General features: G+C 66.7%; 14 protein-coding genes. 3 read left to right on the forward strand and 11 right to left on the reverse strand.

Annotated elements, in window-relative coordinates; translation table 11 throughout:
• Positions 1-224 precede the first annotated feature (224 nt).
• On the forward strand, positions 225-2606 hold the full coding sequence (locus ASF65_RS01490; RefSeq protein WP_055884072.1) for an EAL domain-containing protein: 2382 nt from the start codon (positions 225-227) through the stop codon (positions 2604-2606).
• Positions 2607-2713: 107 nt separating this feature from the next.
• Here the strand turns inward: ASF65_RS01490 and iolB are convergent, their stop codons facing one another.
• The 4 genes from iolB to ASF65_RS01510 all read right to left on the reverse strand — a co-directional run bounded on the left by iolB (position 2714) and on the right by ASF65_RS01510 (position 7387).
• Positions 2714-3526: a 5-deoxy-glucuronate isomerase gene (gene iolB, locus ASF65_RS01495; RefSeq protein WP_055884075.1), complete on the reverse strand. Its 813-nt coding sequence runs from the start codon at positions 3524-3526 to the stop codon at positions 2714-2716.
• A gap of 14 nt (positions 3527-3540) precedes the next feature.
• Complete coding sequence (gene iolE, locus ASF65_RS01500; protein WP_055884079.1) at positions 3541-4425, reverse strand: myo-inosose-2 dehydratase; 885 nt, start codon at positions 4423-4425, stop codon at positions 3541-3543.
• Between the two features lie 34 nt (positions 4426-4459).
• Positions 4460-6367: a 5-dehydro-2-deoxygluconokinase gene (gene iolC, locus ASF65_RS01505; RefSeq protein WP_055884081.1), complete on the reverse strand. Its 1908-nt coding sequence runs from the start codon at positions 6365-6367 to the stop codon at positions 4460-4462.
• A 117-nt stretch (positions 6368-6484) separates the two neighbouring features.
• Positions 6485-7387: a MurR/RpiR family transcriptional regulator gene (locus ASF65_RS01510; RefSeq protein ID WP_055884084.1), complete on the reverse strand. Its 903-nt coding sequence runs from the start codon at positions 7385-7387 to the stop codon at positions 6485-6487.
• 319 nt (positions 7388-7706) lie between these two features.
• Here ASF65_RS01510 and iolD point away from each other — a divergent pair, with 319 nt between their 5' ends.
• A complete protein-coding gene (gene iolD, locus ASF65_RS01515; RefSeq protein ID WP_055884087.1) occupies positions 7707-9560 on the forward strand; it encodes a 3D-(3,5/4)-trihydroxycyclohexane-1,2-dione acylhydrolase (decyclizing) in 1854 nt (617 codons plus the stop codon).
• 57 nt (positions 9561-9617) lie between these two features.
• Here the strand turns inward: iolD and ASF65_RS01520 are convergent, their stop codons facing one another.
• A complete protein-coding gene (locus ASF65_RS01520) occupies positions 9618-10865 on the reverse strand; it encodes an MFS transporter (protein ID WP_055884091.1) in 1248 nt (415 codons plus the stop codon).
• Positions 10866-11139: 274 nt separating this feature from the next.
• Here ASF65_RS01520 and ASF65_RS01525 point away from each other — a divergent pair, with 274 nt between their 5' ends.
• Entirely contained in the window at positions 11140-12759 is a 1620-nt protein-coding gene (locus ASF65_RS01525; RefSeq protein ID WP_055884094.1) for a GMC family oxidoreductase N-terminal domain-containing protein, read from the forward strand.
• A 27-nt stretch (positions 12760-12786) separates the two neighbouring features.
• On the opposite strand, the gene ASF65_RS01530 is transcribed toward ASF65_RS01525, so the two are convergent.
• The 6 genes from ASF65_RS01530 to ASF65_RS01555 all read right to left on the reverse strand — a co-directional run bounded on the left by ASF65_RS01530 (position 12787) and on the right by ASF65_RS01555 (position 20484).
• Positions 12787-13731 (reverse strand): sugar kinase, encoded by a 945-nt coding sequence (locus ASF65_RS01530; RefSeq protein WP_055884988.1) that lies wholly within the window; start codon positions 13729-13731, stop codon positions 12787-12789.
• A gap of 40 nt (positions 13732-13771) precedes the next feature.
• Positions 13772-14797, reverse strand: a complete 1026-nt coding sequence (locus tag ASF65_RS01535; protein ID WP_055884098.1) for an ABC transporter permease — start codon at positions 14795-14797, stop codon at positions 13772-13774.
• A complete protein-coding gene (locus tag ASF65_RS01540) occupies positions 14794-16365 on the reverse strand; it encodes a sugar ABC transporter ATP-binding protein (protein ID WP_055884101.1) in 1572 nt (523 codons plus the stop codon). Before ASF65_RS01540 ends, ASF65_RS01535 begins: the two co-directional genes overlap by 4 nt.
• 76 nt (positions 16366-16441) lie before the next feature.
• Positions 16442-17440 carry a substrate-binding domain-containing protein gene (locus ASF65_RS01545; RefSeq protein ID WP_055884104.1) on the reverse strand — a complete coding sequence of 333 codons (999 nt, stop codon included), beginning with the start codon at positions 17438-17440 and terminating at the stop codon, positions 16442-16444.
• Between the two features lie 79 nt (positions 17441-17519).
• The gene (locus ASF65_RS01550; RefSeq protein WP_055884108.1) at positions 17520-18503 is read right to left on the reverse strand and encodes an ABC transporter permease; all 984 of its coding nucleotides are present in this window, start codon (positions 18501-18503) and stop codon (positions 17520-17522) included.
• 358 nt (positions 18504-18861) lie between these two features.
• Entirely contained in the window at positions 18862-20484 is a 1623-nt protein-coding gene (locus tag ASF65_RS01555) for an ABC-F family ATP-binding cassette domain-containing protein (protein WP_055884110.1), read from the reverse strand.
• Positions 20485-20619 lie beyond the last annotated feature (135 nt).

Raw genomic sequence — 20619 nt, forward strand, 5'->3', positions numbered from 1 at the left:
GGCGCTTCTCGGCTGAGCGGATACCGGACTGCCTGCGACGCTCTGCCGCCGGTCGCCTCTCGCGACATGCGTGGAAAAGCCGACTTTCGCGCCGTCGCGGTCCACGCAAGCCGCTTCAAGGTCAAGTTCCTTCAACACTTACTGCGTAGATTCTAAGCAGGGCGAGTCTTGCACACGCCCAAGTTATTTAGCTGCAACCACATGCTATACTGGCGAGCTTAGCCATGATGACGGTTTTGAATTGTATCGTTGTCGAGCACAACCTCTGGCTTGTGCTGATGGCGGCCGTCATCTGCGCGGCGGGGTCTTGGGCCATGGTCCGGCTCTTCCAGAGGGCGGCCGACTCGCGATCGACCGAACGTTATGCCTGGGTCGTGCTGACGGCCTTCATCACGGGCGCGTCGATCTGGTGCACGCACTTCGTCGCCATGCTCGGCTATGAGCCGGGCTTGGCCGTGGGCTTCGATCCGGTTCTCACCATCGTGTCGATGCTCGCCGCCATGGTGGGATCGGCCGTCGGCTTCACGATTGCCACCAGCCGGCGGCGCGGTTCGGCCGCGCTTGGCGGTGCCGTCGTCGGCCTCTCGATCGTCGTGATGCACTACACCGGGATGCTGGCCTATCGCGTCCAGGGCATCGTCGAATGGAAGTCGGGATTTCTTCTCGCGTCCGTCGTCATTTCCTGCGTGCTGGCGGCGGCCTCCCTGCAGGTCATTATGCACGGGTGGCGGGAGACCATCCGGCCCTTCGCCGGCGCGGCTCTCTTCTTCCTGTCCATCATCGGGCTTCACTTCACGGGCATGACGGCCTTTCAGGTCACCCCGATGCTGATCGACGGCTCGTTCTCCAACCCCGAGGCCCTGAAGGCTCTTGCCTTCGCGGTCACCTGCGTGGGCCTCGCGATCGTCTCGGCGGGGTTTGCGAGCGGCTTCATCGACAACAGGGCAAGGGCGACGGCGGCCGACGCGTTGGCCAACATGTCGAACGGCCTGACCATGATCTCGCCGACGGGGCACGTCACGCTGGTCAACGAGCGGGTGCGCTCGCTCTTCCGCCTCGGCGAGAACGACCTGCGGCTCGGCATGACGCTGGAAGCGTATGTGGGCGTCATCGGCGCAAGGGTCGGTTGGGATGCCGAACGCACGCGGCGCGTCGTCGAGAACCATGTGTCTTGGATCCGGGATGGAGGCGTGAAGCGGCTGGAACACCACTTCGAGGATGGGCTCGTCCTCCATGTCTGCTGCCAGCCCGTCGGGCGGGGCGGCGCGATTCTCACCTACGAGGATGTGACGGAGGCGCGAAACGGACAGAAGACGATCGCGCACATGGCGTTCCATGACGCGCTGACTGGACTGAAGAACCGTCGGATGTTCGCCCAGTCGATCGACGAGATGCTGGTATTGGGCTCCCTGACCATGCTGATGGTCGACCTCGACCGCTTCAAGGACGTCAACGATCGTCTAGGTCATGCCGCTGGTGACCTGGTGCTTCGGGAGGTCGCGACACGCATCGAAGCTCTCCTTGAGCCTGAGGAACAGGCCTTTCGCCTCGGCGGCGACGAACTGGCCGTCCTCAGCGCATCCGGCGAAGAGCGCGGCCAACGACTGGCGGCGGACCTCGTCGCCTCGCTAGCGCTGCCGATCGACGCCGGCGCCCATGTGGTTTCCATCGGCGGCAGCGTCGGCATTGCTGCCGCGCGCGACCGCGACGATGCTTCTACCGTCCAGCGCAAAGCCGACCTTGCTCTCTACGCCGCCAAGAATGCAGGCAGGGGGCGGTTCGAAGTCTATCGCGACGGCATGCTGGAAGAGGAAGCGCGACGTCGCGACTTCGAGCAGGACCTGTCGGATGCCATCGCGTCGAACCAGCTCGAACTCTGGTATCAGCCGCTGTTCAGCTTGCCGGAGCGGAGATTGAAGGGTTTCGAGGCGCTGATCCGCTGGCGGCACCCGGAGCGCGGGCTCGTCAGCCCCGCCGAGTTCATTCCCGTGGCCGAGGCCTGCGGCCTGATTTCCACGATCGGGGCCTGGGTCATCGACGAAGCCTGCCGTCAGGCCGCGCGCTGGCCGGCCGAGCTCTACATGTCGATCAACGTCTCGGCCGTGCAGCTCCGCTCCGCGGTGTTGGCGTCACAGATCGATCAGGCCCTTCGCAAGTACTCGCTGCCGGCGTCGCGCGTCGAACTCGAAATCACCGAGACGGCCATCGTTGAGAACAGTGAGCATCTCGCGGTCGTCCTGGCGGGCCTGCGAGCCATCGGCGTTCGGATCGCGATGGACGACTTCGGCACGGGCTACTCTTCGCTGGCTCATCTGCGCGAGTTCAAGGTCGATCGCATCAAGATCGACCGCAGCTTCATCGCCGCGTCAACGAACGATGCAGGATCTGCGGCCATCGTGCGCGCGGTCGTCTCGATGGCGCGCGAGCTCAGCATCGACACCACGGCCGAGGGGATCGAGGAGGAGGGGCAGCTTGCCAGCCTCCAGGCGCTGGGATGCGGGACGGCGCAGGGATTCCTGCTCGGCCGCCCTCTGATGATCGGCGCGGCGGACGAACTGGCGTGGTCGTCCGGAGGCATTGGCTCGACGACGATCGCGGTCGCCTGAGCCGCCCGAGGAACGAACCGACAGGACGATCGAAAGGGGCGCTCGTGGGCGCCCCTTTCGATTTGCCGGCGATGTTAAAGGTTACAGCGTCGTGTCGCCACCGACCGTCACGCCTTCAGCAGCCACTCGTGTTCCGGTGCGTTGTGGAACCGCCAGAGGCGCTTCGGCCCCGCCATCACGTTGAGGTAGTACAGGTCGTAGCCGTGGATCGTCGCGCAGGGGTGATAGCCCTTCGGGACGAGCGTGGTGTCGCCGTCTTCGACCGCCATTGCCTCGTCGATCTCCCGACGCCCGGACGCGTCGGCATCGGTGTAGACGCGCTGGAAGGCGAAGCCCTGCGGCGGGTTGATGCGGTGATAGTAGGTTTCCTCGAGCGAAGACTGCTGCGGAAGGTCATCCTCGTCGTGGCGATGCGGCGGGTAGCTCGACGTGTTGCCGGCCGGCGTGATGACCTCGACCACCAGCAGCCCGTCCGCCTCCGCAGTCTCCGGCAGGATGTTGGTAACGTGCCGGACGTTGGAGCCCTTGCCGCGCACTTCCTGGCCGTTGTCGTCCTCGGCGATCAGGCGAGGAGGGCGAGCACCCGCCGTGCCCGGCGCCGTACAGACGGCCAGCTCGACCTCGGTTTCCGCGGTGGCCGTCCAGTCCATTCCCGCCGGCACGTAGACCGACGACGGCTTGCCGTCGAAGGGCGACATGCGGCGGCCGACCGAGCCGAACTGCGTGTCGCCCGCACCGATTGCCGCCTTGCCCGAGACGAGGACGAGGCAGGCTTCGCGATCCGGCTCGCCGCCCGTGACCGTGTCGCCGGGCTTCAGCTTGTGAAGCGCGAAGCCGACATAGGTCCACCCGGCGCTTTCCGGCGTCACGTCGACGACCAGGCCCGTCGTGCCGCTCGGCTTCACGAGAAGTTTCGACATCGCTCTCGCCCCTTTCAGCGCTTCGATCCGGCTTCCGAGAGGAAGCGGACGAGGTTGTCGTGGCCCATCTTCACATAGGTTGCAGGATGCGCCTTCTCGGGGTCCTGTTCGGCCTCGATGACGACCCAGCCGGCGTAATCCGGCAGTGCCTTCAGGACGGACACGTAGTCGACCGATCCGTCGCCCGGCACGGTGTAGACGCCGGCGAGAACCGAGGTCAGGAAGCTCCAGTCTTCGGCGCCGGCCTGCCGCGCCACGTCCAGGCGAACGTCCTTGGCGTGGAAATGGACGATGCGATCGCGGTAGCGACGGGCCAGGTCCACCGGATCGGCACCGGCCCAGGTCGCGTGACCGGTATCGAGGAGCAAGGTGAAGGCGTCGCCCGTCCCGGCCATGAGACGGTCGATCTCTTCGCCGGTCTGGATCACCGTTCCCATGTGGTGATGGTAGGCGATCTTGAGACCTTCATCGCGCAGAAGCTCGGCGAAGCGCGTCATCCGCGGCAGCAGCGTCGCCCACTGCTCCTCGTCTAGGACAGGACGCGCGCTGAGAGGCGCGGCCTCGTTTCCATGAACCGTGCCGGTGCATTCGCACACGATGAAGATGTCCGTCCCGGCACCCTTCACCAGCGCGATGTGATCCTTTGCGGCGGCGAACTCGGCGTCCGCGTCGCGCTCGAGCAGGAAGGTCGAGTACCAGCCGCCGACGAACACCATGCCGTACTCGGCGAGCTTCGCCTTCAGTCCGTCGGGATCCTTCGGAAACTTGTGCCCGAGCTCCATGCCTTCGATACCGATGGCGCTCGCCTCGGACAGGCACTGTTCGAGGCTGATATGGCCGCCGATGTCCTGCCGGTCGTCGTTGCTCCAGCAGATCGGGTTTGCGCCGATACGGATCATTGTCGTTCTCTCCCGATGGATCGGATCGTGTGGCTCAGGCGGCAGAGGCCGGTCGTGCGGACTGCCAGGACGCGACGAGGGCCTGGAACCTCTCCGCCATGTCGGCAATCGCCGTCTCGTCGTCGATCTCGCCCTTCAGCCAGCGGCGTGCGGCGTCGCCGAAGATCGTGCGCCCAACGGCGAATCCCTTGACCATCGGCGCATCGGCCACCGCTCTGAAGGCTTCGAACAGTTCGGCCTCCGGCGCGTCGAGGCCGAGGAGCACGATCCCGCGGCAGTACGGATCGTTCTGCGCGATCGCTTCCTCGATTTGCTTCCAGGCGGCCGCGTTGCGTTGCGGCTCGAGCTTCCACCAGTCCGGCCTGATGCCGAGATCGTAAAGGCGGCGAACGACGCTCGCCACCGTATCGTCTTCGAGGGGTCCGTGCTTGCCGGCGATGATCTCCACCAGGAACTCGCGGCCGACCGTGCGGGCCGCGTCGGCGAGGCGCAGAAGCTCGCGCTCCTGGCGCCGCTTGAGTTCCGGAGCATCGTCCGGATGGTAGAAGCAAAGGCACTTCACGACCTGGTTGACCGGCCACTCCTGCAGATGGCTGCCGAGGTCCGGCATCTGGTCGAAATCGAGCGGCCGCGAGCCGGGCTCTTCCACCGGCCGACCGATCCAGAAGCCCTTGGCATTCGCCTTGTAGAGCGCCTTCTGCCCATAGGTGCCGTCGAGCAGCATGCCGAAGCCCGGCCGGCCGCCGGCCACGCGCGAGGCCGCCTCCACCGTCAGGACCTTGAAGTCGTCGATGCGCTCGCGCGGCGCGCCCGCCGCATCGGCCATCTCCTCCAGCTGCATGCGGTGGTCGCAGGCCAGCGCGACGAGCTGGTCCGGGGCGGGGCGACGCGTGGTCGCCCAGTGGATGTGGTTGAGATCTTCGTCCTTGCGCAGGCGACGCTTGATCGTGTCCTTCGCGAGGAAGGCATCGAGTTCGGCGATCGTCGGATATTCCGGCGAACAGAGGAGGCGCGAGACGGCGAACGCGCCGCAGGCATTGGCCATCGTCGCGCATTCCGCGTGGCTCTTGTCGCGCAGCCACCCCGCCAGGAGGCCGGACATGAACGCGTCGCCGGCGCCCAGCACGTTAAAGACCTCGATCGGAAAGCCGCGGCCGGCGATCCCGTCGTCGAGGCTCTCGACCGGTCCGTCGAAGATGATGCAGCCCATCGCGCCGCGCTTCAGCACGAGCGTGGCATCCGATACGGCGCGGATGGCCTGGAGCGCACCCAACGGATCGCCGACACCGCCCGCGATCATCATTTCCTCCTCCGTGCCGACCACGAGGTCGCAATCGGGAAGGATCGTCTGGAGCTTCTTTGACACCGCGTCCGAGGCAACATAGCGCTCGAACCCGGCGGCGTGTCCGCCGAGACCCCAGAGGTTCGGCCGGTAATCGACGTCGAAGACGACCTTCGCGCCGTTCGCCTTGGCCAGACGGATCGCCTTGCGTTGCGCCGCCTCGGTGTTGGGCTTGGAAAAATGCGTTCCGGTGACCACGATCGACGCCGTGGAAGCGATCAGCTCCTCGCTGACATCGCCTTCGTCGAGCGCCATGTCGGCGCAGTCCGACCGGTAGAAGATCATGGGCGAGACGCCTTCGTCCTCGACCGCGAGGAGCACCAGCGCCGTGAGCCGATCCGGGTCGACCGTCACGCCTTTCGTTTCGACGCCCTCGCGCGCCAGCTGCTCGCGGACGAAGCCGCCCATCTGCTCGGCGCCGACGCGGGTGAGAAGTGCCGACTTCAGCCCGAGCCGGGCCGTGCCGATCGCGATATTGGCCGGGCAGCCGCCCACGGACTTCGCGAAGGTCGCGATATCTTCGAGACGCGAGCCGATCTGCTGGCCGTAGAGGTCCACCGAACAACGGCCGATGGTGACGACATCGAGCGATTTGGACAAAGTCCCTCCTTGCCGAGAAGCGGCCTTATGGGAAATCGGCTGGCATCGCCGACGATTGCTCGTGCGTTACAGCCCGCCAAACTTGAAGCACGAAATCCATTTTGTGTCCATTTGGAATTATTGTTCCGTATCAGGTGCGAGGTCGCTGTCGAGGGGGCCGCTCGTAGCCCCGTTCCGCCGACGGTCCGCGACACCCAGCGCCAGCGTCATGGCGAGCGCCATGCTGGCTGACAGCGACCGAAACCCCTGGAAATCGGTTTCGACCACCTCGAACCAGATCCGCGACTCGGAGGCGAGGGGACTGAACGGCGAATCCGTGATGACCACCAACGGCACGCCGGCCTCCGCCAGGTCGTCTGTATGAGCGATCGTGGCCGGCGAGTAGGGCGTAAAGGAGATCGCCAGCGCCGCGTCGCGTGGCGTCGCGAAGGAGATCGTCTCGGCATCCGTCCCCAGGGCCGAGCCGATGAGGATGTTGCGGATGCCGAGCTTGCCGAGGGCGTAGCTGAGGTACGACGTGATGGGGAACGAGCGCCGCTGCGCGACGAGGTAGATCGTCTCCGCATCCGCCAGGAGCCGTGTCGCCTGCTCGACACGCTGGATGTCGATCCGTCCATGGAGCTGGCCGATCGACTGCGTCGCGCTCTTGCACAGGCCGTCGAGCAACGCCGCCGCCTTCGACGCGGTGCCCCCGGTTGAGCGCAGCGACATCATGCGCTCGTCGTAGTTCGAGACCTGACTGAGCAGCCGCTCGCGAAAGACCGCCTGAAGGTCCGTGAATCCGGTGAACCCGAGCGCCTGTCCGAACCGGATCAGCGCCGAGGGCTGAACGCCGGCATCTTCCGCGATCTTGGCGACGGTTCCGAGGGCGACATCGTCGGGATGGGCCAGGGCGTAGGCCGCCACCTGTTGCAGCCGGCGCGGCAGCTTGAGCGATCCGCTGGCCAGCCGGTCGCGCAGTTCGGCGAAATTTGCCGGGCTGGTCAGTGCGGTGGGTTCGGTCTCGATCGAGCGGGGCATTCAGGTGGCCTTTCCTGATCCTGAACGCGTGCGGCCGCCAGGGGAGTGTGCCACACTACGCCATGGTGGGCGCGTTGACACAACCCGGCTGCGCGGAATACGTATTCTTGAACACGCAGCCATGGCCCATAAATTCTATTTCTGACGCGTTGTTTTTGGCTACCCGTCAAGGGGGTGGCACGCGTCCGAGCGTAGCGACCGGGGTTGCAGGAAGACATCGAAAGGCCTCCTTCGGGAGCGGATCGAAGCGTCCCCGACATTGGGGGATGCCTTGGATCTCATTCTTTGATGACCGGGGCAGCGTGGGAGGACGCGAGAGATGACGGCGAAGACGATCCGACTGACGACCTCCCAAGCCCTCGTGCGCTTCATGATGGCTCAGAAGACGGTCATCGACGGCGAGGTGCTGCCGATCTTCGCCGGGTGCTGGGCGATCTTCGGCCACGGCAACGTCGCGGGCATGGGCGAGGCCCTACAGGCGGTCAAGGACGACTTCCCGACCTACCGCGCCCACAACGAGCAGGGCATGGCCCATGCGGCGATCGCCTTCGCCAAGGCGAGTTTCCGCCGCCGTTTCATGGCCTGCACGACCTCGATCGGCCCGGGTGCGCTCAATCTCGTGACGGCTGCGGGCGTCGCCCATGTCAATCGACTGCCGGTGCTTTTCCTGCCGGGCGACGTGTTCGCGAGCCGACTGCCGGACCCCGTCCTCCAGCAGATCGAGGATTTCGGCGACGGCAGCGTGTCGGCATCCGACTGCTTCCGGCCGGTCTCGCGCTATTTCGACCGCATCCAGCGTCCCGAGCAGCTGATTCCCGCGCTCCAGCGCACGATGCAGGTGTTGACCGACCCCGTCGATTGCGGCCCCGTCACGTTGTCGCTGTGTCAGGACGTCCAGGCGGAAGCCTACGACTTCCCCGAGGCGCTGTTCGCCGAGAAGGTCTGGTCGCCGCGTCGGCCCCGTCCGGACGAGGATGAGCTCGCTCATGCCGTGGCGCTGCTGCGCGCGGCGAAGAAGCCGATGATCATCGCCGGCGGCGGCGTTCTGTATTCCGAGGCGACGGACGAGCTGGCCGCCTTCGCCGAGCGGCATGGCATTCCGATCGCGGTGACGCAGGCCGGGAAGTCGGCGATCAACGAGCGGAGCGATCTGTCTCTCGGATCGGTCGGCGTCACCGGCACGAGCGCCGCCAATGCCTTCGCGGCGGATTCCGATGTCGTGCTGGCGGTCGGCACGCGGCTGCAGGATTTCACCACCGGCTCGTGGGCGCTCTTCCGCGCCGAAGACCTGAAGATCGTCGGCCTCAACGTCGCGACCTACGATGCGGTGAAGCATGGCGGCATCCCGCTGGTCGCCGATGCGAAGGTCGGCCTGTCCGAGCTCTCGCGCGAGCTGGGCGACTGGCGCGCCGCGGGACAGGAAGCGCGCGCCGCCGAAGAGCGCGCCAGGTGGTTCGATGCGGCTGGCAAGGCGCTGGCGGCGTCCAAGGCCGAACTTCCGTCGGATGCCCAGGTGATCGGCGCCGTCGCGCGGGCGCGCGGTACGGACGATACGATCGTCCTGTGCGCGGCCGGTGGTCTGCCGGGCGAACTGCACAAGCTCTGGGCGCCGACGAAGCCGGGCGGCTACCATATGGAATACGGCTTCTCGTGCATGGGATACGAGATTGCCGGCGGTCTCGGCGCGAAGATGGCGCGGCCCGACAAGGACGTCGTCGTGATGGTGGGCGACGGCTCATACATGATGATGAACTCGGAACTTGCGACCTCGGTGATGCTCGGCCAGAAGCTCACCGTCGTGCTTCTCGATAACCGCGGCTACGGTTGCATCAACCGCCTGCAGATGGCCTGCGGCGGCGCGAACTTCAACAATCTCCTGCAGGACTGCCGGCAAGAGGTTGTCCCAAATATCGATTTCGTGGCGCATGCTCGGGCGATGGGGGCCGAGGCCGAGAAGGTCGCTTCGATCGCCGATCTCGAGGCGGCTCTGGAGCGCACGAAGACGAACACGCGCACGACGGTGATCGTGGTGGACACACATCCGCTGATCACCACGGAGGCCGGGGGGCACTGGTGGGACGTCGCCGTGCCCGAAACCTCCGAGCGGTCCGAGGTGTCCGACGCCCGCGCGCGCTACGAGGAGAAGCGCGCGTTCCAGCGCGCTCTCAACTGACGAGCGCAAGGCGCCGCGCGGTGTGATCCCCACACGGGAGAGCGCGCTGCTACACCCTCAGCGATCGAGCGCCATATCGGCTCGCGGATCGAGGGCGACGGATGCCGGAGTCTGCATCCGTTCGAGCGGCACCGGCTGAAATTCCGGACGCTGGCTGGTGGGATCGGCCGAGCGAAGGAAGAGGCGCAGGAGCGTCGAGACGAGCAGCGTCAGGTGCGCGCCGCCGGTTGCGATGAAGATGCCGCCGGGACCATAGCTTTCGATCAGCCAGGCAGCCAGCAGCGGGCCGCCCATCGTTCCGAACCCGTAGAGAACCAGAAGCCCGCCCGAAATCTTCACGAAGTCGCTGGGGTCTGCGATGTCGTTGGCGTGGGCGACGGCGAGCGAGTAGGTTGGATAGATAACGCCGCCGATGACGACGGCGATCGCAAAGAGGCTGTATGCCCCGCCCGACCAGAGCGTCAGCGCCGAGAGCGCGGTGCCGACGCCGATCGCGCCCGACAGGGCCAGCACGTAGCGGCGGTCCATCCGGTCCGACAGGCGTCCGAGCGGCACCTGGAACACCGCGCCGCCGGCCATCGTGGCGACCAGCAGGGTCGAGATCTCGGCGGTCGAAAGGCCGATGTCCTGGCCCAGCACCGGCGCCATGTTCACCCAGGCGCCGGAGAGGATGCCGGAGATGAAGACGCCGGCGACTGCGGCCGGAGAGCTGCGGTAGAGGCTGCGAAGGTCGAGCCGCACCTGGGTCAGCGGCTTCGGGCTCGGCGCCCGCGACAGGGCGTTCGGGATGACCGCGAGCGCGAAGAAGATCGCACACAGCATGAAGACGGCCGGCAGGGCGGGATCGGCCAGAGGCATGGCGAACTGCCCGGCCATCATCGCGACCATCGAAACCACCATGTAGATCGAGAAGACGCGCCCGCGCGTCTCGTTGGTGACGCGCTCGTTGAGCCAGCTTTCGATGACCATGTAGGAGCCGGCGAGCGCGAAGCCTGCGACGCCGCGCACCGCGATCCACGCCACCGGCTGGATCGCCATCCCATGCAGCAGGATCGCGATCGCGAGCAGCGAGGCGAGGGCGGAGAAGGTTCGAACATGGCCGGCCGAGCGAACGATCGCCGGCATGGCGACGCAGCCCAGCGTGAAGCCGATCGCGTAGCTCGTGCCCATCAGGCCGATCTCGTAGGGGCTCCAGCCTTCCAGCGCTGCGCGCACGGGGAGGAGGATGCCCTGAAGGCCCGCTCCGACCATCAGAAAGAAGGTCGACAGAAGCAGCGATACGATCGGCAGGAGGTTGTTGCGCATCGAACTTTCCGCGTGAGGCGGCGGACCGTTGTCCGGCTTCACGCGCTCATACAAGCGGGATTTGAAGGTTTTGTGCCCGAGACGAAGGTCCGGCGAAAAACTACGCTGCGTGATCCGCCGCGTCGCCAGCCGAAGCGCAACCCGGCCGGGTTGCAGGGCTGGCTCGGCGGGGCCAAACTACCGGCTGAGCCGGGCAGCCCGACGTTGGGCCAAGCGCCATACGATCCCACGATGAACGGCTCGGAGGCGCGCCCGTGCGCCGGAGTGACCGACGATGAAGACCCCATCCGGCGACGCGCGACTGGACCTCGGCCGCTACAGCCACATCGTGGTCGGTGCGGGGTCGGCCGGCTGCGTCCTCGCCAACCGGCTGAGCGCCGATCCGACGAACACCGTGCTTCTGCTCGAAGCCGGTGGCTCCGACCGCTACCACTGGATCCATATCCCGGTCGGCTACCTCCACTGCATGGGCAACCCCCGCACCGACTGGGGCTATGCGACGGAGGAGGAGGCGGGACTGAACGGGCGCAAGCTCGCCTATCCCCGCGGCCGCGTCATGGGCGGCTGCTCGTCCATCAACGGCATGATCTACATGCGGGGCCAAGCCGCCGACTACGACGGCTGGCGCCAGCTCGGCAATGTCGGCTGGGGCTGGGACGACGTCCTGCCGCTGTTTCGCCGCTCGGAGAACCACCACGCGCTGGACGGTCCGTTCCACAGCCAGGCCGGCGAATTGCGCGTCGAGAAGCAGCGTCTGTCCTGGCCGATCCTCGACGCGATCCGCGAGGCCGCCGAAGAGATCGGCGTGCCGCAGATCGACGATTTCAACGCCGGCGACAATCTCGGCTCATCCTATTTCGAAGTAACGCAGAAGGCGGGCCTGCGCTTCAATGCCGTGCGCGCCTTCCTTGGGCCTATCCGCCACCGGAAGAACCTTCGCGTCCTGACGAAGGCGCAGGCCGAGCGCATCCGCATTGAGGAGGGGCGGGCCGTCGGCCTCGACCTGTGGCTGGACGGTCGACCCGCCACGGCGCACGGCGACGTGGTGCTTTCCGCCGGAGCGATCGGCACGCCGCAGCTTCTGCAACTGTCCGGCATCGGCCCGGGCGATCTCCTGCGCCGGCACGGGATCGAGGTGGTGCTCGACCGACCAGGGGTCGGCGCCAACCTGCAGGACCATCTCCAGATCCGCACCGCCTTCCGCATCGAGGGCGCCCGCACCCTGAACGAATGGCAGGCGACGCTCTTCGGCAAGGCGCAGATCGGGTTGCAATATGCGTTGAAGCGCTCTGGGCCGATGGCGATGGCGCCGAGCCAGCTCGGCATCTTCATGAAGTCCGATCCGCGGTTCGAGACCGCCAACATCGAATTTCACGTCCAGCCGCTGTCCCTCGACCGCTTCGGCGAGCCGCTGCATTCGTTTCCAGCGATCACCGTCTCAGTGTGCAACCTTCGCCCGGAGTCGCGCGGGCACGTTCGCATCACGAGCGCCGACCCGAGCGCCCACCCGGCGATCGCGCCGAACTACCTGTCGACGGCAGGCGATCGCGAGGTCGCGGCCGCCTCGATCCGCGCCGCGCGCCGCCTGATGGCGACGAAGCGCCTCGCCCGTCACCGGCCGGAGGAGTTCAAGCCGGGGGCCCATCTCCAGACCGACGAGGAACTGGCGCAGGCCGCCGGCGACATCGCCACGACGATCTTCCACCCCGTCGGCACGGCCCGCATGGGCGTCGATGCCGAGGCCGTGGTCGATCCGCAGTTGCGTTTGCGTGGCATCGACGGCCTGCGCGTCGCCGACTGCTCGATCATGCCGACCATCATCTCCGGCAACACCCACGCGCCGGCCGTGATGATCGCCGAAAAGGCCGCCGAGATGATGCGCACGGCGCGCTGAGGGCGGGGCGGATCGTTCTCTGGCGCGTCAGTTCCGACGCGCCGTTTCGTTCATGAAGGCCAGTGTGTCGTCGAACGAGCGGATGCCGGCATCAGACCCGAGGCCGGTCGCGACGAGGGCCGCGGAGGCCTGCGCGAAGGCGAGGCCGGTGGGGACGTCCATCTTGTGATGAAGCGCGGTGATGAACCCTGCGTCGAAGGCATCGCCGCAGCCGGTCGTGTCGACGACGTCGATCGCGTAGGCCGGCTGGTGAACCGTCTCGCCCGATGCCGAGACGAAGCAAGCCCCTTCGCCGCCAAGCGTGAACACGCACTGCCGCACGCCTCGGTCGAGGAAGAAGGCGGCGGCATCCCGCACCTCCGTCGCGCCGGAGATTTCGCGGGCTTCCTCGATCGAGGGCATGAAGTAATCGATATGCGGCAGAAGTGGCTCGATCAGCCCGAGCGTCTGGGGCCCGGCGCCAAGCAAGTCGAACGTCACGGTGCGACCGCGCCGCTTGGCCTCGGCCAGTAGCCGGCGGCTCGGCTCGCCGTCGAGCTTGGCCAGAAGCCCGGTGCCCCCCAGATGGACGATCGGCGGCGCCAGAACAGCGTCGAGCGCGGCGTCCGCAACCTCGAAATGGTCCGATGCGCCGCGCGCGTGCAGCGCCGGGCGGCTCCCGTCGCGGCGGATGTTCAGGATCGTCGCCGACGTCGGGACGCCGGACAACTGCTGCATCGCGGCCGTGTCGACGCCAAAACGCCGCAGCGTCGCCAGCACGAAGTCGGCCTTCTCGTCATCCCCTACCGCACCCACCGCCAGGCAGTTGAGGCCGAGCTTGGCGAGGTCGACGACGGTCCCTCCCGCGGTGCCGGCGACCGTCAGCCGGATCTCGTCGATGAAGTCCACCTGACCACCGGGCGGGATCGCGTCGACCGGACGCCCGAGAACGTCGAGGATGTAGAGACCGATCACGGAGACGTCGTGCGACATGACGGAGCCTTGAGAGAAGGACGGAAGATGGCGGGGCATTTCAGCCGCGCTGGCCGAGCGCGAAGATCGTGCCGGCCAGAAGGATGAACCCGCCGACGATGGCGAGTTGCAGCGTGCTGGGGATGCCGACGAAGATGAGGACGTTGCTCACCAGCGTGATCAGGAACACGCCGAGGAGGGTGCCGACGACGCTACCCGATCCGCCCGTGATGCGCGCGCCGCCGAGCACGACGGCCGCGATCACGTCGATTTCCATCCCCGCGAGATCGAAAGGGTTGGCCAGCCGGTTCGACGCGACATGGACGACGCCGGCAATGCCCGCCAGAAGGCCGGCATAGGCGAAGACGAAGACGCGGACCCGGAACAGGCTGATGCCGAGTCGTTCCGCGATGGCCGGATTGCCGCCGACCGCGAAGATCGCGCGGCCCATCAGCGTCCGCTCGAGGACGAGCCACGTCGCGACCGCGGCCACGAGCAGCACGAGGACGGTTGCCGGCAGGATCGAGATCGCCCCGCCCGACGCGGTGTGGGTGTAGAGCGACGCGCGGCCGAAGGCGTCCATCGCCGTCGGAATGTTCATGAAGAGCGCGGTCCCGACGAAGGTCAGGAGGAAGCTGCGGACGATGTACTGCGTGCCGATCGTCACGATCAGCGAGGGGGCCCGCAGCGTATGGACGAGAACGCCGTTGGCCGCGCCGAGCAGCGCGCCGCCGGCCGCCGCCAGAACGAAGAAGAGGGCGAGCGGCATGCCCGGAAAATGGTTCGTCGCCAGCATCGTCAGCGCGTACATCATAAGCGCGGCGATCGCGGTGAAGGACACGTCGATGCCGCCCGCCGCAAGAACCACCAGCACGCCCATCGCGAAGAGACCGCGGACGACCGAGGCGCGCAGGACGTCGAACAGGTTGTTGACCTGCAGGAAGTCGGGGTTCGCGATCGTCACCGCGAGGCAGGTGAGGATCACGAGGACGAGCGTGAACAGCTCCGGCCGGCGCACCATGCGCTCCCAGACGCGCGAATGCCACGCGGCCCCGTTGACGGGCGGGCTCGAAGCGATGTCGGTCATGGGCGGATGCCTTCTTCGGCCGAGGCGAGCGAGCGGTAGATCGTGTCTTCCGTCCAGGCATCGACGGGGCGCTCGGCCACGATGGCGCCTTGCCGCATCACGGCGATCCGGTCGCAGTTCTGCAGGAGTTCCGGCAGGTCGTCGCTGATGATGATGACCGCCATGCCGCGGTCGGCGAGCGTCTGGATGATGCGGAAGATCGTGTCCTTCGATCCGACGTCGACGCCGACGGTCGGCCCGTGCAGGATCAGAAGCCGCGGCTCGATCGTCAGCCAGCGGCCGATCAGGACGCGCTGCTGGTTGCCGCCGGAGAGCGACTGCACGGGAAGGCCGACATGGGGCGTGGCGATCTGCAGGTCGGCGACCGTCGCCTCCGCGAGCTTCCGCGCGCGGCGACCGCTGATGATGCCGAGCGCACCCCGCAGCCGATCGAGCACGGGGAGGGTGATGTTGTCCTCGATCGACTTTTCGAGAAACAGACCCTCCGTCAGCCGGTCCTCGGGCACGTAGCCGATCCCAGCCTCGATCGCTTCGGCGGGCGTGCGCAGTTCGACGACCTCGCCGCCGAGGCGAATCCGGCCGCTGTCGGCGGGACGGACGCCGGCCAGCGCCAGGGCGAGTTCGTTGCGGCCGGAGTCGGTCAGGCCGGTGAAACCGAGAATTTCGCCCCGGCGGAGCGAGAAGCTGACATCCCGAAAGGCTTCGGCGCCGAGAGCCTCGACGTCTAAGAGCATTTCCCCGAGCTTCGGCTCGGCGCGGTACCGCGCTTCGCTGATCTCGCGGCCGGTCATCCAGTGCGTGAACTCGGCCTTGGAGTGGGTGGCGACGTCGAGTTCGGCCACCTTGCGACCGTCGCGCATGATGATGGCACGCCCGCCGATCGCCTTGCACTCCTCGAGCTTGTGCGTGACGAAGAGGACGGCCACGCCGCCGGCGCGCAGTCGCTCCACCACCCGAAGAAGGTTGTCCACTTCCTGGCGAGTGAGCGCCGTGGTCGGTTCGTCCATGATGACGAGACGCGCGTCCGCGGCGATCGCGCGCGCGATCGCGACGAGCTGGCGGATGGCGAGCGGCAGGGTGTCGGTGCGGCGGGACAGGAAGTCCCTGTCGGTGGGCAGCTGCACCTTGGCCAAGGCGGCGCGCGCGGTCTCGCGCAGGGCACCTATGTCAAGGCGGCGGGCGAGGTGACCGTTGGCGGCCACGAGCTGACCCGTGAAGGCCACGTTTTCGGCGACGGAGAGATTGGGAAGGAGGGAGAGGTCCTGATAGACGGTCTCGATCCCGGCCCGCAACGCGCCGATCGGCCCGATGTCGCCCGCCCGTTCGCCGGTCGGTTGACCATCGACGAGGATCTGTCCTTCGTCGGCGGCCTGAGCGCCGGAGATGATCTTGATCAGCGTGGACTTGCCGCAGCCGTTCTCGCCCATCAGGTGGTAGACGCGTCCGGCCTCGATCACGAGGTCCACCGCCTTCAGAGCGTGGACGCCGCCGAACGATTTGCGCACGCCCCGGATTTCCAGAAGCGGCGGGGCGGCGTCGGCCACCGGCGGCGCTGATGCGACGGACATGAGACAATCCCGATGCAGGTGGGCTGGCTCCGGGGTCGTCGAACCCCGGAGCGGTCGATTGCGGCGGACGCGCGGCTTAGAACGGGTAGTTCTTGTAGGACGCCTTATCGACGTCGACCCAGGCTTGGCCCTGGACGATCACGCCCTTGCCGGGACCCTTCTTGACCGACACCTTGTTGTATCCCGGAACGCCGAGATCCATGCCGTCGGTGACCTCCTTGCCGTCGAGCACCATGTTGGCGACGACGTTCATCACGTAGCCCGCGTCCTTCGGGTCCCAGAAGAAGATCTGATCGACGGCGCCGGTGTCGAGATAGGGGCCGGTATCCTTCGGCAGGCCGAGACCGTAGACGCAGGTCTTGTCCTGAAGGCCGGCTTCCTCGACCGCGCGACCGATGCCGATGACGTCGATCGCGGACGAGCCCTGGAACCCCTTGATGTCGGGGTAGCGGCGGAGGATTTCCTTGGCCTTCTCGTAGGCCTTGTTGGCGTCGTTGAACGACTCGTTCTTCGCCGCGACGAGTTCCATGCCCGGGTACTTCTTGGCGTTCTCCGCGCCGGCATCGACCCACTGGTTATGCGTCAGGCTGCCGAGCGAGCCGACGAAGCTCGTCCACTTGCCGGACTGGCCCATGCAGGCCGCGAGCTTCTCGTTGATGCGCTCTCCGAACGCCTTGTTGTCGAAGGCCTCGATGTCGACCGCCGTGTTCACGAGGCTGTCGCCCTCGTGGGTGATGACCTTGATGCCGCGCTGCTCGGCACGGCGCAGGACGCCTTCCAGCGCCGACGGGTCCATCGGGACGACGGCGATCGCGGCGACCTTCTTGGCGACGAGATCCTCGATGATGCGGCCCTGCAAGGCCGCGTCGGCCTTGGCCGGGCCGACCTGGCTGGCGGCAACGTTCGGGTGCTCGGCGCCGTAGGCGTCGACGCCCTGGTTCATGCGGGTGAACCAGTTCTCGCCCGTCACCTTCACGACGGTGACGATGGACGGCTTGTCCTGCGCCCCGGCCGCGCCGGCGCAAAGGGTCAGGCCGAGTGCCGTGCAGGCGGCGAGCTTAGACAGTGTGGTCATGCGGGTCCTCCCATCAGATGTGAATTCAAGCTTGTCCCCGGGCTCTCTCCCGCCGGGAACAACACCGGGTTCCGGCTGGTCAGCGGCTCGGCCGCAACCAGATGCCGAAGTCGAACCTGGCGAAGGCCAGGAGAGCGAGGAGCAGGACGCCCCAGGCGAGGTCTCGGAAGAAGTTCGAGATGTCCATGAAATTGAAGAGGCTCGATAGGATCTGCAGGGCCGTCGCCGCGAGCAGAACGCAGCCGACCTTGCCGTAGCCTCCCTCGGGCTTCACCCCGCCCATGACCGCGATCAGGATCGCGATCAAGACGTAGGAGCCGCCGTAGTCCCACTTCACCGAGGCGTTTCGGGCCGCGATCACGACGCCCGCGATGGCCGAAAGGATGCCGCTCGCCGTGTAGGTCAGCACGATCATCCGGCGTTCGGCGATGCCGCCGTACCGCGCGGCCTTCGGGTTGCTTCCCAGAAGCATCAACCGGACGCCGAAGGGCGTGAACCGCAACACGAAGGCGATGATCGCGGCGACGACCAGAAACAGCGCGAAGCAGATCGGAATGCCGAGGATCGGCGAGTTGCCGAAGTCGTCGAGCGGTGGGATGTAGCCGAGGCTGAGGGCCGAACCGTTGGTGAGGTAGACCGCGATGCCGGTGAACAGGAGCTGGGTCCCGAGGGTGGCGATCAGCGGCGTCAGCCGGCCGTAGGCGATGACCAGACCATTGGCGAGGCCGCCAAGTAGCCCGATGCCCAGCGCGAGACCGGCGAAGGTCCAGGAGAACAGTTCGGGCGCCGCGTCCGGCAGCACAAGGAGCTTCGCCAGCATCAGCGCGCCGATGCCGGACAGGTTGGCGAGGGCGATGCCCGACAGGTCGATGCCGCCGTTGCCCGAGGTCATCGCTAGCATCACCCCGAAGGCGAGGAGGCCGAGCTCCGGCACCTGAGCTGCCATCGACTGGAGATTGTAGCTGTCGATGAACGCAGCGCCCGCCAGCACCGCACCAGCCGTCAGGAGCACGACGTTCAGGAGGCCGAGAAAGACGCTCTGCCGATCGAAACCAAGCAACAAATCGCCCCTCCCGGACAACCGACTGTCGAAATGCGCTCCGCTCGGCGACGAGTCGGGCTCCTCCGCATTCCATTGTTTGACATCTGTCACCAGCAAATGGCGAATGTCAATTCAGGGCGCAAACGCCTGTAATTGGTTGGCGGAAAAGCTTCGTTCGGAGGTTCCAAGGCGGTGACGCGCAGGACGTGGTTACGGGACCGGCGGGCGCAGGGCTTCGCTATCGCAGGAAGCACTTGCTTCTGCGATCCGTCCTCGGCGCATCGGTTGAAAACAGCAGCCCAAGGGAGGCTGTCGCCTCCATCGTTCCTCATCCGTGGGGCTTCGAACTATCCCGGGAGAACGCAGGCGGGCGCGGGGATCAGTTCCGCAGGCCCGGCGCTTCCTGGCCCGTGCGCTCGACATATTCGGAATAGCCGCCACCGTAGAGGTGCGGGCCCTCCGGGGTCAGTTCCAGCACGCGGTTGGACAGCGCCGCCAGGAAATGGCGGTCGTGGCTGACGAAGAGCATGGCGCCCTCGAAGCGCGACAGCGCCTCGACCAGCATTTGCTTGGTGGCGATGTCGAGGTGGTTGGTGGGCTCGTCGAGAACGAGGAAATTCGGCGGATCGAAGAGCATCTTCGCCATCACCAGCCGCGCCTTCTCGCCGCCCGAGAGAACCCGGCATCGCTTCTCGACGTCGTCGCCGGTGAAGCCGAAGCAGCCGGCGAGCGCGCGCAGCGGTGCCTGCCCGGCCTGCGGGAAGTCGTCTTCCAGCGACTGGAGAACGGTGCGATCGCCGTCGAGCACCTCCATCGCATGCTGGGCGAAATAGCCCATCTTCACGCTCGGTCCCCGCGTCACCGATCCCGCGTCCGGCTCGGATGCGCCGGCGATGAGCTTCAGAAGCGTCGACTTGCCGGCCCCGTTTACGCCCATGACGCACCAGCGCTCGCGCCGGCGCACCTGGAAATCGAGGGCCTCGTAGATCGTGCGGTCGCCGTAGCGCTTGTGAACGCCCTTCACCGTCGCGACATCCTCGCCGGACCGCGGGGCCGGCAGGAAGTCGAAGCGGACGGTCTGCTGGCGCTTGGGCGGCTCGACGCGCTCGATCTTGTCGAGCTTCTTCACGCGGCTCTGCACCTGCGCGGCGTGGCTGGCGCGCGCCTTGAAGCGTTCGATGAAGGCGACCTCCTTCGCCAGCATGGCCTGCTGGCGCTCGAACTGCGCCTGCTGCTGCACCTCCGCGATCGCGCGCTGCTGGCGGTAGAACTCGTAGTCCCCGGTGTAGGAGGTCAGCGCGCCGCCGTCGATCTCGATGATCTTGGTCACGATGCGGTTCATGAACTCGCGGTCGTGCGATGTCATGAGGACGGCACCGTCGAAGCCCTTGAGGAAACTCTCCAGCCAGATCAGGCTCTCGATATCCAGATGGTTCGACGGCTCGTCGAGGAGCATGATGTCGGGCTTCATCAGAAGGATCTTGGCGAGCGCCACGCGCATCTTCCAGCCGCCCGAGAGCTTGCCGACATCGCCGTCCATCATCGACTGGCTGAAGCCGAGACCGTCGAGCACCTCGCGGGCGCGTCCGTCGAGCGCATAGCCGTCGAGTTCGTCGTAGCGCCCCTGGACTTCGCCGTATCGGGTGATGATTTCGTCCATCTCGTCGGCGCGATCGGGATCGGCCATGGCGGTCTCCAACTCCGCCATCTCGGCGGCGAGCGTGCTGACCGGCCCGACGCCGTCCATCACCTCGACCACCGCGCTCCGGCCTGCCATGTCGCCGACGTCCTGGCTGAAGTAGCCGATGGTGACGCCGCGATCGACCGAGACCTGGCCCTCGTCCGGCAGTTCTTGCCCGGTGATCATGCGGAAGAGTGTCGTCTTGCCGGCACCGTTGGGGCCAACGAGGCCGATTTTCTCGCCGCGCTGAAGGGCCGCCGACGCTTCGATGAAGACGATCTGCTTGCCGTTCTGCTTGCCGATGCTCTCGAGGCGGATCATGCGAAATTTCCAGACGGGCGTAAGAGGAATGCCGCCTCAAACCATCCCGACCCCGGACGCGCAAGAGGCGAGGGCGGATATCGCGGAGGTATCGACCCATCGGACCGGGCAGACGAATCACTCGAAACCGGAGCG

The sequence above is a fragment of the Aureimonas sp. Leaf324 genome, assembly GCF_001423245.1.
GTDB lineage: Bacteria > Pseudomonadota > Alphaproteobacteria > Rhizobiales > Rhizobiaceae > Aureimonas.

Excerpts from the sequence above, each read along its gene's own strand:
- ASF65_RS01510 (WP_055884084.1), bottom strand. The coding sequence starts at position 7,387 with ATGCCCCGCTCGATCGAGACCGAACCCACCGCACTGACCAGCCCGGCA.
- ASF65_RS01545 (WP_055884104.1), bottom strand. The coding sequence starts at position 17,440 with ATGACCACACTGTCTAAGCTCGCCGCCTGCACGGCACTCGGCCTGACC.
- ASF65_RS01530 (WP_055884988.1), bottom strand. The coding sequence starts at position 13,731 with ATGTCGCACGACGTCTCCGTGATCGGTCTCTACATCCTCGACGTTCTC.
- ASF65_RS01520 (WP_055884091.1), bottom strand. The coding sequence starts at position 10,865 with ATGCGCAACAACCTCCTGCCGATCGTATCGCTGCTTCTGTCGACCTTC.
- ASF65_RS01540 (WP_055884101.1), bottom strand. The coding sequence starts at position 16,365 with ATGTCCGTCGCATCAGCGCCGCCGGTGGCCGACGCCGCCCCGCCGCTT.
- iolE (WP_055884079.1), bottom strand. The coding sequence starts at position 4,425 with ATGATCCGTATCGGCGCAAACCCGATCTGCTGGAGCAACGACGACCGG.
- ASF65_RS01525 (WP_055884094.1), top strand. The coding sequence starts at position 11,140 with ATGAAGACCCCATCCGGCGACGCGCGACTGGACCTCGGCCGCTACAGC.
- ASF65_RS01555 (WP_055884110.1), bottom strand. The coding sequence starts at position 20,484 with ATGATCCGCCTCGAGAGCATCGGCAAGCAGAACGGCAAGCAGATCGTC.
- iolB (WP_055884075.1), bottom strand. The coding sequence starts at position 3,526 with ATGTCGAAACTTCTCGTGAAGCCGAGCGGCACGACGGGCCTGGTCGTC.
- ASF65_RS01535 (WP_055884098.1), bottom strand. The coding sequence starts at position 14,797 with ATGACCGACATCGCTTCGAGCCCGCCCGTCAACGGGGCCGCGTGGCAT.
- iolD (WP_055884087.1), top strand. The coding sequence starts at position 7,707 with ATGACGGCGAAGACGATCCGACTGACGACCTCCCAAGCCCTCGTGCGC.
- ASF65_RS01490 (WP_055884072.1), top strand. The coding sequence starts at position 225 with ATGATGACGGTTTTGAATTGTATCGTTGTCGAGCACAACCTCTGGCTT.